12 protein-coding genes are annotated in these 13,233 nt (G+C 57.8%); 6 read left to right on the forward strand and 6 right to left on the reverse strand.

Annotated elements, in window-relative coordinates:
• Positions 1 to 19: 19 nt before the first annotated feature.
• The 4 genes from ACR3EM_RS05185 to ACR3EM_RS05200 all read right to left on the reverse strand — a co-directional run bounded on the left by ACR3EM_RS05185 (position 20) and on the right by ACR3EM_RS05200 (position 4,274).
• Positions 20 to 967: a DUF58 domain-containing protein gene (locus ACR3EM_RS05185; RefSeq protein WP_480469740.1), complete on the reverse strand. Its 948-nt coding sequence runs from the start codon at positions 965 to 967 to the stop codon at positions 20 to 22.
• A gap of 19 nt (positions 968 to 986) precedes the next feature.
• A complete protein-coding gene (locus ACR3EM_RS05190; RefSeq protein WP_480469741.1) occupies positions 987 to 1,964 on the reverse strand; it encodes an AAA family ATPase in 978 nt (325 codons plus the stop codon).
• A gap of 117 nt (positions 1,965 to 2,081) precedes the next feature.
• Positions 2,082 to 3,191 (reverse strand): acetoin utilization protein AcuC, encoded by a 1,110-nt coding sequence (locus ACR3EM_RS05195; RefSeq protein ID WP_480469742.1) that lies wholly within the window; start codon positions 3,189 to 3,191, stop codon positions 2,082 to 2,084.
• 3 nt (positions 3,192 to 3,194) lie between these two features.
• Positions 3,195 to 4,274, reverse strand: coding sequence for an AI-2E family transporter (locus tag ACR3EM_RS05200; protein ID WP_480469743.1), 1,080 nt, complete (start codon positions 4,272 to 4,274; stop codon positions 3,195 to 3,197).
• Between the two features lie 143 nt (positions 4,275 to 4,417).
• Between ACR3EM_RS05200 and ACR3EM_RS05205 the strand changes: the two genes are divergently transcribed.
• From ACR3EM_RS05205 to ACR3EM_RS05215, 3 genes are all read left to right on the forward strand, one after another.
• Positions 4,418 to 5,275, forward strand: a complete 858-nt coding sequence (locus tag ACR3EM_RS05205; protein WP_480469744.1) for a YihY/virulence factor BrkB family protein — start codon at positions 4,418 to 4,420, stop codon at positions 5,273 to 5,275.
• The gene (locus ACR3EM_RS05210) at positions 5,272 to 7,170 is read left to right on the forward strand and encodes a multiheme c-type cytochrome (RefSeq protein ID WP_480469745.1); all 1,899 of its coding nucleotides are present in this window, start codon (positions 5,272 to 5,274) and stop codon (positions 7,168 to 7,170) included. Before ACR3EM_RS05205 ends, ACR3EM_RS05210 begins: the two co-directional genes overlap by 4 nt.
• Before the next feature lie 80 nt (positions 7,171 to 7,250).
• Positions 7,251 to 7,445, forward strand: a complete 195-nt coding sequence (locus ACR3EM_RS05215; RefSeq protein WP_480469746.1) for a hypothetical protein — start codon at positions 7,251 to 7,253, stop codon at positions 7,443 to 7,445.
• 3 nt (positions 7,446 to 7,448) lie between these two features.
• Here ACR3EM_RS05215 and ACR3EM_RS05220 read toward each other — a convergent pair whose 3' ends face one another.
• Together ACR3EM_RS05220 and ACR3EM_RS05225 are read right to left on the reverse strand one after the other, a co-directional pair.
• A complete protein-coding gene (locus ACR3EM_RS05220) occupies positions 7,449 to 8,165 on the reverse strand; it encodes an RlmE family RNA methyltransferase (RefSeq protein WP_480469747.1) in 717 nt (238 codons plus the stop codon).
• Positions 8,166 to 8,554: 389 nt separating this feature from the next.
• Positions 8,555 to 9,667, reverse strand: coding sequence for a Ppx/GppA phosphatase family protein (locus tag ACR3EM_RS05225; protein WP_480469748.1), 1,113 nt, complete (start codon positions 9,665 to 9,667; stop codon positions 8,555 to 8,557).
• 180 nt (positions 9,668 to 9,847) lie between these two features.
• On the opposite strand from ACR3EM_RS05225, the gene ACR3EM_RS05230 reads away from it, so the two are divergent.
• The 3 genes from ACR3EM_RS05230 (at position 9,848) to ACR3EM_RS05240 (ending at position 13,228) form a co-directional block, all read left to right on the forward strand.
• Positions 9,848 to 11,734, forward strand: coding sequence for a PhoX family protein (locus tag ACR3EM_RS05230; protein ID WP_480469749.1), 1,887 nt, complete (start codon positions 9,848 to 9,850; stop codon positions 11,732 to 11,734).
• Between the two features lie 244 nt (positions 11,735 to 11,978).
• A complete protein-coding gene (locus tag ACR3EM_RS05235) occupies positions 11,979 to 12,275 on the forward strand; it encodes a virulence factor (RefSeq protein ID WP_480469750.1) in 297 nt (98 codons plus the stop codon).
• Between the two features lie 26 nt (positions 12,276 to 12,301).
• Entirely contained in the window at positions 12,302 to 13,228 is a 927-nt protein-coding gene (locus ACR3EM_RS05240) for a methylenetetrahydrofolate reductase (RefSeq protein ID WP_480469751.1), read from the forward strand.
• The last annotated feature ends 5 nt before the right edge of the window (positions 13,229 to 13,233 follow it).

A 13,233-nucleotide genomic window follows, 5' to 3' on the forward strand; every position in this document is an offset into this window, starting at 1 on the left:
TTTCCTGTGGTATCGACACTCATCTCAGCCCCCCACGATGTCCAAACAAGCGCAGCAACTGATCCAACGCGGATTCCGCCGTTGTCAAAAAAATGACCGGAAAACCATATCGTCGGGACCAGATGTGCAGTTGCGCCAACCGATCCTCCATGGATTTTCGGATTTTTGCTGATAATTCAGGGTCGGAACTGTCGATTTCGATCTGCTCGTCACCGTCGGAAACCGTCATTTTCAAGTTCGGCGCAAGAACCTGAGCCGTTGGATCCGCAATATTGAACACGATCAGATCGTTTGAGAGCGCTATGCGGCGCAACAAAGGTTCCGACCCGGCATCCAGCCCATCACAGTCCGAAAACAGGCAGATCAATCCACTGGTCTGGGTGATGCGCGCAGCTTCCGAAAGTATATCGTTCAGAGACACAGTTGGCTGTGGATTCAAGCCTGCATGTAAGCGTGAATTGGCAGCTCCGATGGAGGACAAAAACCGGGTAAGGGCTGCTGCGCGGCGCTGTGGTCTGTGTTCGGCAACGTCTGTGTCGCCAAATACGAGGCCTCCGACACGATCGCCTTGGCCAAGAATCCGATGCGCCGCAATCGCAGCAGCTTCGGCAGCGATGACGGATTTCATGTAGATTTTTGTTCCGAAGAACATCGAAATGCGCTGATCGACCAGCAGAAGAGCAGGGCGATCACGCTCCTCGGTATAGACCCTGACATGGGGCTTTCCCGTGCGCGCAGTGACCTTCCAATCGATGGTTCGGATGTCGTCACCGGGCAAGTAGCTGCGCAGTTCCTCAAAATTCAGGCCGCGGCCGCGTAAGCGCGAGGCGTGACGACCATTCAGGATCGAGCGCGCGGGTTGGTGAGGTAGCAGGCTGAGTGCCCGCGATTTGAGCCCCAGCCGCAAAAGATGGTCAGCATCGACATGGATGCGTGGGTCGTTCGGATATGGCGCAGTCTGAGTCATGCTCCGATTTCCGTGGTGACTAGGGCAATGCAACCAAGCGCAACAGTTCTGCGATCACATCATCCGCGGATTTTCCCGATCCTTGGGCTTGGAAACTAAGGGTCACGCGATGGCGAAATACATCATGCGCAATGGCGCGGATGTCCGCAGGATCGACATAATCGCGACCGTTCATCCAGGCATGCGCGCGCCCGCATTTGTCTAGCGCCAGCGATGCACGCGGACTCGCTCCAATCTCAATCCAACTCGCAAGTTCCGGGCTTAAAGCTTCGGGCGTGCGCGTCGCCTGTACGAGGTCGGCCATATAGCGATCCATCGCGTCTGAGACGTGGATTTGCCCAATCTCGGAACGGGCGGCAAAAACAACATCCTGCGGAATGGCTGCGGGGGTTTCAGCGGACCCACCTTTGGCAGCAGCGATTTCTTCACTCCGGACAAGGCGGATCACTTCCACTTCGTCCTCAACCGGGGGATATGTGATCTGCACATGCATCAGAAACCGGTCCATCTGAGCCTCAGGTAAAGGGTAGGTGCCTTCCTGCTCGATGGGGTTCTGCGTCGCAATCACAATGAACAGGGGTTCCATCTTGTGGGTGGTGCCGGAAACGGTGACCTGCCGCTCCTCCATCGCTTCCAGCAGGGCGGCCTGCACTTTGGCGGGTGCTCGGTTGATCTCATCCGCAAGAACGATGTTGGCGAAGATGGGTCCGGGTTCGAATTTGAACTCACCCCCTGTATCGGTTTGCTGGAAAATCTCGGTTCCGGTCACATCCGAGGGCAACAGGTCCGGCGTGAATTGAATGCGGCTAAAACTTGCATCCATGTTCTTCGCCATTGCCTTGACCGCGCGCGTCTTGGCCAGGCCAGGCAGGCCTTCGATCAAAAGGTTGCCATTTGCCAGAAGACCGATCAGCAGGCGATCAATGACCTCGGTCTGACCGATGATCGATTGGCCCATAAGGGATCTGAGATCCATGATCTGGTTGAGTGCGCTCATAAAGAATATCCCGTAACCGCCCGATATGCAGGCTTTGCAACCAGATGTCTGCGAAAGCCGAGACTCGGGATTTTCAAGTGATGTTAAATTGTTATCAGGACGACGGCGTTCGGGCCACTAGGAATTCCGGTTTATGAGTTTTTGAATATCAATCGTAATCTGCTCGCGGATAGGTCCCGGGCTACAAGGATCACGCAGCGTGGTTGACCAATGCTTTGGCCTTTTCTGCCTGAGTTTTCGGTTCCAATACAGGCCATCCAAGATCGTTTGCTGATCTTCGCCCAAGTTTGATGGAATGTCACACCCGTTCAGGGTGGCCCAAACCCCGCTCCACAAACGTGCCACGGACCATGGGTTATACCCGCCACCGCCGAGGACCAGAAATCGGGACGTCAGGGCCTGAAGGCCGGCGACGGCACGCCAATGTGAATTGTTTGACAAAGCCAGCCGGGACAAGGGGTCTTCGACCACCGCATCAGCGCCGCATTGCAAGACAATGGCCTGCGGGTGGAATGCCTGAGTTACCGGAAGGATCATCTCGTCCAGTATGGCCTGAAACTCATCGTCGTTCAGTCCGCGATCAACGGGCAGGTTCCAGGCGGCACCGCCCGCGTCATCTTCCAGCTGTCCCGTGAAGGGCCATCTGCGGGCCTCATGCACTGAGATCATCCGCACCTTGGTCGAGCCGTGAAAGGCAGCCTCGACTCCATCGCAGTGATGCGCATCTATGTCTACATAGACGATTCGCTCCAGCCCCAGATCAAGTAGCCTGAGGATTGCGAGAACGGGATCGTTCAAATAGCAAAATCCGTTGGCCCGGTCGGCCATCCCATGATGGGTACCCCCGGCCGGGTTGAAGACGATCCCTCCGTCGCGGATCAGTTCTGCGCCCAGCATGGACCCACCGGCGGCGGTTGCCGGGCGTCGATACATCTCAGCAAAGACCGGGTTGGACAATGTTCCCAGCCCATATTTGCGTTTAACATCGTCAGTGACCGACTGGGTCTTTTCCGCCCGTTGCAGCGCCGAAATATAGTCCGGTGCATGAAACCTGTGCAGCGCCTTTGGTTTGGCGCATGGGCTTACCCTGTAGTTTTCCGAATCGAGCCACCCTAATGACTGGCACAGATCGATCACAGTGGACACGCGCGGGATCGCCAGAGGATGCTTCGCGCCATAAGTCGAGTTCCGATAGATCTCGGACCCTATGAATATAGGGCGGCGCATTGGTTATTTTGTGGCTCGTGCATCGCCGTCTTCACCTAGCCTGCCGTCCAGCGACATCAAGATCGCGACGGGACGTAAGGCCGGGATGTGGCTAAAGATGATCAGGATGCAGACCGTCAGCGGCACGCTCAGAAACGCGCCAATCAGGCCCCAGACCGTTGTCCAGAAGGTCAGCGCCAGGATCACAAGGAAGGTCGACATGTTCAGCGAACGGCCCAGCATGGCAGGGTCCAGAAAGTTGCCAATCACGAACTGGATGGTCCCGCAGCCCAGTACGATCACGAGGAAGGGCCCGATAGTCTCGAATTGCACCAACGCAATCATGGCCGGGAAGATCACAGCGATGATCGAACCGATTGATGGAATGAAGTTCAGGGCGAAGGTCAGGACGGCCCAGGTCTCTGCGTATTCCAGCCCCAAAAGCTTGAAAATGGAATAGCTGATGGTGGCTGTGATCAGGCTGATCAGGGTTTTCACTCCAACATAGCGCTGCAGGCTGAACGAGATCGCATCCAGCACCGCAGCCAGATCCGCCCCAAGCTGCGGACTACCCGCTGCAAGTTGGATTTTCTTGCGAAAGGCCAGACGCTCGGCCATCAGAAAGGCCACATAGAGGCTGATCAGAAAGAACTGGTTGAGCAGGGATGTTGCGCTGCCCAACAACACGCGCGCCACGTAGGACATGTCGATACTGACCAGATTGTCCCGGATAAAGCTGGTCACATCATTGCCCACAAGCCCGGTGATCCTGTTCACGGCGCCGTCGAATTGACTTTCATAGGTATTGATTGAGCGGGCGAACTGCGTGGCCTGACTGCCGAGGATGTACATGATCATGAACAAGCCCGCCAAAACCACCGTCACACCAGCGATATTTGCCAGCCAGATCGGCGCGCGGGTCAGGGCGATGACCCGATCGCTCAGCGCAATGATCAGGACATTGACCAGCAGAGCCATGGTCAGCGGCACCAGAAAGTTGGCCCCCGCATAAAGGCCCAGCACGACCAGAGTGGCGACAATCGCAATGTCGCGCAGTACGCCCAGTTGAAGACGGGGCCGAGCCTGGTTGTCATCGGGGTTCATTGGATAACCTTGCTGTGCGTTGAGGCCGATCCTGCACGGGCTTGCCGGTTTATGCAATCCGCGCAGGTGCTTACGTGCGAAAATTCACAAAACCACACAGATTGGCAGTTCAGAGTGGTGGGAAGGCAGGTTAGGGTCAGAAAATGTCACGTATTGCGATTCCATCCTCCGGCCAGTTTGTGCGAGGCCTCTGGCTTGCGGTGCGGCGGTTCAATGACAAGAACGGCTTTGTCATGAGCAGCCATGTCGCCATGTCATTGATGATGGCGCTGTTTCCGTTCGTTCTGTTTACTGTGGCGTTGGCCGGGGCGTTATCGCAGGGCTATGTTACGGATGAACTGATCGAACTGATCTTTGGCGCGTGGCCCAAGGATGTCGCCGACCCGATCATTGCAGAACTGCGCGCGGTGTTGGCCGGGGCCGGCTCGGGCGTAATCACTCTGGGCGGTCTGTTGGCGATCTATTTTGCCTCGAACGGCGTCGCAGCTGTGCGCAAGGCGATGACGCAGGCCTATCACGATAAGGACAGCTGGCCGTTCTGGAAAACGCGGCTGTTGTGTTTTGCTTTGGTCATCATCGGCGGCGCAGCAATCCTCGCCATCGCGGCGGTCGAGGTGGTTTTACCGGTCTACACGCGTCTGGTGTCCGAGACGACGGCGGTGGATGTCGATAACTGGCTTTCGGTCGACCGCTTGCGCTGGACCTTCACTGTCGCCGTGCCGGTGGGGACGGTCCTTTTGGCGCATTTGGTTTTGCCGACACGACGCCACAGTCTGGCACAGATTCTGCCGGGGGTGGTGCTGACGCTGGCGCTTTGGGCTGCGGGCGGTTGGGGATTTTCTGTCTATATCGCTCAGTTCGCATCTTACAGCGCGACCTATGCCGGGCTGGCGGGTGCGATGGCGGCGCTGATTTTTCTTTATCTCTGCTCGGCCATGCTCATCCTTGGCGCGGAGTATAATGGCGCGCTGATCGATCTGAAAAAGGCAGAGGACGGATGAGAGTTGTCCTGACAGCGGTCGTGCTGTTGGCGATGGCTCAGACCGGTTGGTCGCAGGATTATGTCGGGTCCGAAGCGTGCATCGATTGCCATCAGGAGGAGGCTGCCGCGTGGCGAGGCTCGCACCACGCCCTTGCGTGGACTGATGTGTCGGATGGCAAGGTTTCGGCGGATTTTGCGGGCACCGGTTTTGAACATGACGGGATGACGGTCACGTTTGGCGATCAGGACGGTACATTCAGCGCGCGGGTGACCGAAAAGGATGGCACCACCACGGATTATCCCGTTCATTCGGTCGTCGGCATCGAACCATTGCAGCAATACCTGTTCGAAACAGAACCCGGCAGACTGCAGAGTTTCGATGTTGTCTGGGATACGGAAAAGGGCCGTTGGTTCCATCTCTACCCCGATCAGAACTTGCCGCCGGATGACGGTTTGCACTGGACGGGGCCATATAAGAACTGGAATGCGCGCTGTGCTGAATGTCACGCGACCGGGTATGTGAAGAACTATGATGCTGTCACCAGAACCTACGCCTCGACACAGGCTGAGATTGGTGTCGGGTGTGAGGCGTGCCATGGGCCAGGGTCTGCGCATCTGGAATGGGTCACAGGCAAAGAACTGAACGATGGGCTGACCGAGTTTGGGTTCTCCATGAGCTGGGGCAGGGGCCAGACCGAGGCTGAGATTCAACAATGCGCGGGTTGCCATTCCCGGCGCGAGGCCTTGGAAGACGGCAATCCCTTGCCTGGAACCGCCTATCATGACGCTTACAATCTCGCCGTTTTGCGCCCGGGCCAATATTATCCGGACGGGCAGATACTGGATGAGGTCTATGTTTATGGCTCATTCCTGCAATCCCGCATGTATGCGCGCGGCGTGGGCTGCATGAATTGCCATGATGCCCACCGGGCCGACCTGAAAGCCGAGGGCAATGGTGTCTGCACGCAGTGTCATTCGCCCGCGGGCAATCCCGAATTTCCAACGCTGCGACAGGCCGAGTACGACACTCCGGACCACCACCATCATGCCGAGGAGTCGGAGGGGGCCCAGTGCAAAAGCTGCCACATGATCGAGCGGGTCTATATGGGCGTCGATGGCCGCCGTGACCACAGTTTTCGTATCCCGAGACCTGATCTGGGGCTTGGGGTCGATGCCTGTACCGATTGTCACACGGATCAGGATCAACCCTGGGCCGCGCGAGAGATCGAAGGCTGGTTTCCCGAGGCCACACACAGGACAGCACACTACGGAACAACGTTTGCGGATGCCGCCGGTGGCCAACTGGATAACCCTGATGCATTGACGGTGATTGCTCTGAATACGCAGCAGGCAGGTGTCGTGCGAGCCACGGCTCTTTACTTGCTGCAACCCTTTGCTTCGCCTGATTTAGCCGAGGCGTTGATGCCGACCCTGACCGACCCTGACCCTTTGGTGCGTGCCAACGCGGTAGTTCTGCAACGACAAGCTCCATTGGCTGAGCGTATCTCGCGGCTGGAACCCCTTTTGTCGGACCCCTTGCGCAACGTGCGCATCGCCACTGCGAAAGAGTTCCTGCCGATCCCGCCTCAAGCCCTCACTCCTCAGCAGAACGCCAATGCACAGCAGGGTATGGCAGACTGGCAGCGCAGCATGTCCAATCGTTTGGACTTTCCCGAAACCCATCTGGTTCTGGGCGGCCTCGCACTGACGTTACGCAACGCACCGGCGGCAGAGCGGGCTTTCCGCGAAGTTGTTTTATTGGATCCCCAGCGCGCCGAGGCTTGGCCGATGCTGGTCCAACTCGCGCATATCAACCGCGGCCGACAGGCTGCTTTGGATGTTCTGGCTGAGGGCCTTGAGGTGCTTCCCGAAGATCCAATCCTGCGCCAATTGGCGAGCGAACTGGCGCAATGACCGGCATCGAACAGACCGATTTCCGCCACGATGCGGGCTCATTGTCTCACTAAACTCACCCTTGAAACTAAAGGTGAGCTATGTCGGATCGTTCAGCAACACGTCCGCCGCAATTGTCTGGTACGCGGAACACAACTCTGGATCAGAGGATCGAGGAACTGCGCGCGCGCAAGCCCGTGGATATCAACCATGGTGAGGCGCTGTTGCTGCAAGGCATCGCCGCGGCTTCTCTGCGCGAACAGCGTCTGGCACAGGGCAGGATCGATCTCGACTGACGTTCAGCCCCGGAAGCCTGTAGCAACCACAAATTTCTCGGAGCTGTCCGATCGGGATGCCGGCGGTTTGACGTTGGCGACCTTGGTGAATTTCTGCTTCAGCAGCTTCTGCAGATCCCCTTCGGCCCCACCGGCCAGAACCTTGGCAACAAAAGTGCCACCTTCTTCCAGCACGTCGAATGCGAAATAGGCAGCGGTTTCACACAGTGCCATGATCCGCAAATGGTCAGTCTGCTTATGACCCGACGAGGCTGCGGCCATGTCCGAGATCACCACATCCGCTTTGCCGCCCAACCAGTCTTTGACTTTCTGATCGGCGTCATCTTCCATGAAATCCAGCACATGGGCGGTTGCGCCTGCGACTGGTTCGACCTCTTGCAGATCGACCCCAAGAACGGTGCCAATACGCTTTCCGCTTTTCTCACCCAGCGCGTTGACCCGCTTGACCGCGACCTGCAGCCAGCCGCCGGGGGCGCAGCCCAGATCGACCACGCGAGCGCCCGGCACCAGAAACCGGAATTTGTCGTCCAGTTCCAATATCTTGAAGGCCGCGCGTCCGCGATACCCTTCGACCTGCGCGCGTTTTACATATGGGTCGTTCAACTGCCGTTCGAGCCAACGGGTCGAACTCAGCTTGCGCCCGCGCGCGGTTTTGACCTTAACCTTCAGGTCACGTTGCCCGCGACCCGAGATGTTCTTTCCACTCGGTGTCTTCGCCATGTGATTGATCTCCTGAAAGCTGACCGTCCATACCGCCTTGCTGGATGAGTGGCAAGGCGACGCTAGTCCCTCACTAGCAGGTCTGGCCATGGTGAAGAAATGCCAAACGCCAACCAACCCGCACCATTCATTATCTGCGCAGTACAAGATGGCCGATCCCGTGTTGATGGCTCGAAGCTGCGTATCAGATCCCGGGCCTCCGAAGCCTGAGAGTTTGGTACGGCAATATGGATGCCGCCAATCGCCCAAGACCAGTGCGGAGCCACGCTAACCAAGTTGAAACCCGGGCTGAAAACGTCAAAACCCGCAGCTTCGAGTGAGCAGATTGCAGTTGCAGCGGTGCTGGTACGGTAGGCGATGGCAACTACTGTAAAGGCGTCTGTGAGCAATCAGAACGGCCCGTCTTCCAATACACCGTCCGCGCTCATCTGTGCGTAAAGAAGGCCTTCGCGCAAGCCGCGGTCTGCCACCGAAAGGCGATCGGTGGGCCAGCATCTGAGCAGTGCCTGCAAGATGGCTGAGCCGGACATGATCAGGGCCTGCCGATCATCGCCGATCCGGGGATCCCTGCGCCGTCCCTGAGGTCCGAGTTCCAGATAGCCGCGGATCACTTTGTCGATCTGATCGCTGGTCATGCGCAGCCCATCGACCTTGGTTCGGTCATAACGCTTCAGACCCAGGTGAGAGGCCGCGACGGTCGTGACCGTGCCGCTGGTGCCGACGATCTGGAAGCCTTCGCGGGCTTGCTCGTCCTTGTAAGGCGCAAAGTCGGCCAGATTCTCTTCGAAGAACCAACTCATCAGAGCGAAGCGCGCTGCATCGTCTTCGACGTCATTGAACTGATCCCGCAAGGTGGCAACACCCAGCGGGACGCTGATCCAGTCGACGACCTTGGCAGCAGGGAATGGGCTGTCGGCGGTGTGGAAGCCATTGTGCAACCGCATGATCGCCGCCGGACGGTCGCGTCGCGGAACGGATGAGATGTCGATCCACACCAGCTCGGTCGAGCCGCCGCCGATATCCACCACCAGCAACTGTTCGGTCTTGGTCGAAACAAGTGGAGCGCAGGAAATCACGGCCAGACGCGCTTCTTCCTCGGGCTGGATGATTTCGAGAGTCAGGCCGGTTTCACGCCGCACTTGCCGGATGAAATCGCGCGAGTTCTTGGCTCGGCGGCAAGCCTCGGTTGCGATCAGGCGCATGCGCTTGACCTTGTTGCGTTTCAGCTTTTGCTGGCAGATCCGAAGGGCCTGAACGGTACGCGACATAGACGCCCGCGACAGTCGTCCGGTACGTTCCAGACCGGCGCCCAACTGCACCGATTTGGAGAAGCTGTCTACCACATGGAACCCGCTGCCCTTGGGCTGGGCTATCAACATGCGGCAGCTATTTGTTCCCAGATCCAGTGCCGCGTAGAGTGCATCCGGATCGGGTCTTGCCGGCGCGGGGCTTTCGACCGCCTTCGGGAACGCGCCCGCACCTTTGGGACGCTTGGGCGCCATTCGTCACGCCCTCCGATTTTCGAGTTAGTTTGACCCTAGGCGGCGTATCGCCGACGCGCAAGTGATTTCAGTTTTGAAATTACCTGGACTGTCACACTGCGTTCATACTGAAATGCGAATTCCGTGCTGATCCCTTGATCGGGATTCCTTACAAGCTCTCAGCCAGATACGGAGACTGCCATGAAAGATGAGCGCATCCTGACATTCGATGAATTTGACGAAGTTGTGAATCCACGTCCGGAAGAATGCGAATTTGACCGCGTGGTCGAACGTGCGTTGTCGCGTCGCGGCTTTCTGGGCGGCGTTCTGGCAGTGGGTAGCTTCACGGCTGTTGGCGGCTCGCTTATTCCATCGGGTGCGCGCGCTGCGACGGACCGGTTCTCGTTCGAAGCGATCCCTGTTTCCACCGCAGACGACGTGATTGTACCTGCGGGCTACAAGGCCGAAGTCATGGTGCGCTGGGGTGATCCACTGTGGTCCGACGCGCCCGAATTCGATCACGCCACGCGTGGCACTGCCGCCAGTCAGGAACGCGCCTTTGGTGACAACACCGATGGGCAGGACGTTTTCTTCCATGACGGTCATGTTCTGCTGGTTGTGAACAACGAATACACCAACCGCGATATCCTTTGGGGCAACAATCCGGATGCCAAGGCGGCCTCGGATGACGATGTTGCGAAGGGCATGATGGCGCACGGTGTCACCGTGGTTGAGATTGCAAATGCCGACGGCACCTGGAGTATCGTTAAGGACAGCCCATATAACCGTCGCATCACACCGCAGACCGATATGGCCATTACCGGTCCGGCGGCAGGTCACGATCTGATGAAAACTGCTGCTGATCCGTCGGGCACCACTTCCAAAGGTACCTGGAACAACTGCGGCAACGGCATGACACCGTGGGGCACCTATCTGGCCTGTGAAGAGAACTTCAACGGCTACTTCTCGGCAGAAGACGAAAATCATGAGGTCAGCGCCGAACTGAAGCGCTATGGCGTTTCGACGAAAGACTGGGGCTATGGCTGGGCCAAGATCGACGACCGGTTCGACGTCTCGAAAAACCCCAACGAACCGAACCGCGCCGGTTACGTGGTTGAAATCGATCCGACCGATCCAAACTCGACCCCGCGCAAACTGACCGCCTTGGGTCGTTTCAAGCATGAGAATGCTGAAACCATCGTCAACAATGATGGCCGCGTTGTTGTCTATATGGGCGATGATGAACGGGGTGAGTTCCTGTATCGTTTCGTTTCGGATGGCGTTTATGCCGCTGGGGTTGATACCAACGCTCTGCTGGAAAACGGAACTCTGTCAGTTGCCAGGTTCAATGACGATGGTACGGGTGAGTGGCTGGAGCTGACACCTGAGACAACCGGTCTTGCTTCACTTGCCGAAGTCAGCATCCACACGCGTCAGGCGGCATCGACCGTTGGGGCCACTACCATGGATCGGCCCGAGTGGGTTGCGGCCAACCCGAACGCACCCGAGGTCTACTGCTGTTTGACCAACAACAAGAACCGTGGCGTGAAGCCGAATGCTGGCGGTGACGACACCTCGGCTAATGGCCCGAACCCGCGTGACGCCAATCATTATGGCCAGATCGTGCGTTGGCGCCCGGACGGCGGTGACCACACAGCGCCGGGCTTTGGCTGGGACCTGTACGTGCTGGCAGGAAACCCAACCGTGCATCAGGACGCTTATGCGGGTTCGGATAACGTCAATGCCGATAACATGTTCAACTCGCCCGATGGCCTGAAATTCGACAGCAATGGCCTGCTGTGGATCCAGACCGATGGCAACTATGGCAACGAAGGGGACTTCGTAGGGCAGGGTAACAACCAGATGTTGGCCGGTGATCCGGTCACCGGGGAAATCCGTCGCTTCCTAGTTGGCCCGAACGAATGTGAGGTCACCGGCCTAAGCTGGTCGCCGGATCGCCGTACCATGTTTGTGGGCATTCAGCACCCGGGCGAGGATGGCAACAGCCATTGGCCCGAAGGTGGTGACGCGGTGCCGCGTTCGGCCATTATTGCGATTACCCGCGAAGATGGCGGTTTGGTCGGTTAAACCGATTTCCACCCTTGAAACGCCCCGGATGGCTTATGCCGTCCGGGGTTTTTTCTTTTTATGAAGGGCATTCACAGAGATATTGAGAAATTTGCTATGCGTGTTTGCCCAGGAATTGGCTAAAAGCCCGGAAGACTGGCGTAACGAAAAGGTCGTTTGAAAAGCGTCGGGTGTCGAAAATCGACCGACCCGAGCTCACATTGAAGTTTAGAACCGCTCCATCGGGTTAGAAGGAATCACAGCAATGCCTGACGTCACCATCGTATACTGGCGCGACATTCCCGCTCAGGTCATCGTCGGCAAAGGCCGCCGTGGTGCCAAGCGGCAACTGGAAGAACGGTTCGAGCAAGCCATCGACCGGGCAGCCATGAAGGTGAACGCAAAGGACAGTGATGCCTACCTGGCAGAATGGCGCAAGGCCGAGCCTTTTGCGGTTGAGGGCGACCCGTCCGAGATTGCCGAGGCCGAAGCTGTGCGCCTTGAAGCTGAATACGATCAGGACCGCATCAAAGCGCTGATCGCGAACGACGGTTGGGCATGAGCCCCAAATCTTTATGGGAGGCCGCGATGGCTTTGCTGAACTTCAAGAAACGTGATGCGGCCGCGAAGGCCCCGGTGAACCCGACTGTCGAAGCCTTCCTGCAAGGCTATTCGATCGAGGTGATGCCGCGTACCGCAGAAAAGGTCGAGGATTTCCGCGCGTTGTTGCCGGAAGGTACCCGTGTCTACATTGCCCATATCGAGGGCACACCGATCGAAGACATGGTGAAAACCGCCAAACGTATCGCCGACGAAGGCTATCCCGTGATGCCGCACTTCCCGGCGCGGATCATCAAAGACGCTGCGACGCTGGAGAACTGGATTTCCATGTATCAGGGCGAAGCCGGGGTTGAGCAGGCGCTGCTGCTGGCGGGTGGGGTTGCAAACCCGCACGGTGATTTCGACAGCTCGATGCAATTGCTGGAAACCGGTCTTTTTGACAAGGCGGGCTTCAAGCATCTGCATGTCGCTGGTCATCCGGAAGGCAACAAAGACATCGACCCCGACGGTTCGACAAAGAACGTCGACGATGCGCTGCGCTGGAAACAGAAGTTCTCGGAAACCACCGACGCCGAAATGGCGCTGGCGACACAGTTTGCCTTTGATGCCAAACCGATCATCGCTTGGGCGGATAGTCTGAAAGAAGCGGGCATCGACCTGCCGATTCACATCGGCATCGCTGGTCCTGCCAAGCTTCAGACCCTGATCAAGTTCGCCATCGCCTGCGGCGTCGGCCCGTCGCTTAAGGTTCTGCAGAAGCGCGCCATGGATGTCTCGAAGCTGCTGCTGCCTTATGAGCCGACAGACGTGCTGACCGAACTGGCGAACCACAAAGCCGCGAACCCCGACTTCAACATCACCAAAGTGCACTTCTTCCCGCTGGGTGGTATCAAGACCAACGCCAACTGGGCGATTGAAAACGGCGGCGCTTCGGCAAAGCCTGTAAACTCCTAAGGACC

The sequence above is a fragment of the Ruegeria sp. AH3 genome, assembly GCF_056536265.1.

Bases quoted from the DNA above. Each gene is read 5' to 3' on its own strand.
- ACR3EM_RS05240 (WP_480469751.1), top strand. From the start codon at position 12,302: ATGGCTTTGCTGAACTTCAAGAAACGTGATGCGGCCGCGAAGGCCCCG.
- ACR3EM_RS05185 (WP_480469740.1), bottom strand. From the start codon at position 967: ATGACTCAGACTGCGCCATATCCGAACGACCCACGCATCCATGTCGAT.
- ACR3EM_RS05195 (WP_480469742.1), bottom strand. From the start codon at position 3,191: ATGCGCCGCCCTATATTCATAGGGTCCGAGATCTATCGGAACTCGACT.
- ACR3EM_RS05200 (WP_480469743.1), bottom strand. From the start codon at position 4,274: ATGAACCCCGATGACAACCAGGCTCGGCCCCGTCTTCAACTGGGCGTA.
- ACR3EM_RS05230 (WP_480469749.1), top strand. From the start codon at position 9,848: ATGAAAGATGAGCGCATCCTGACATTCGATGAATTTGACGAAGTTGTG.
- ACR3EM_RS05225 (WP_480469748.1), bottom strand. From the start codon at position 9,667: ATGGCGCCCAAGCGTCCCAAAGGTGCGGGCGCGTTCCCGAAGGCGGTC.
- ACR3EM_RS05220 (WP_480469747.1), bottom strand. From the start codon at position 8,165: ATGGCGAAGACACCGAGTGGAAAGAACATCTCGGGTCGCGGGCAACGT.
- ACR3EM_RS05235 (WP_480469750.1), top strand. From the start codon at position 11,979: ATGCCTGACGTCACCATCGTATACTGGCGCGACATTCCCGCTCAGGTC.
- ACR3EM_RS05205 (WP_480469744.1), top strand. From the start codon at position 4,418: ATGTCACGTATTGCGATTCCATCCTCCGGCCAGTTTGTGCGAGGCCTC.
- ACR3EM_RS05190 (WP_480469741.1), bottom strand. From the start codon at position 1,964: ATGAGCGCACTCAACCAGATCATGGATCTCAGATCCCTTATGGGCCAA.
- ACR3EM_RS05210 (WP_480469745.1), top strand. From the start codon at position 5,272: ATGAGAGTTGTCCTGACAGCGGTCGTGCTGTTGGCGATGGCTCAGACC.
- ACR3EM_RS05215 (WP_480469746.1), top strand. From the start codon at position 7,251: ATGTCGGATCGTTCAGCAACACGTCCGCCGCAATTGTCTGGTACGCGG.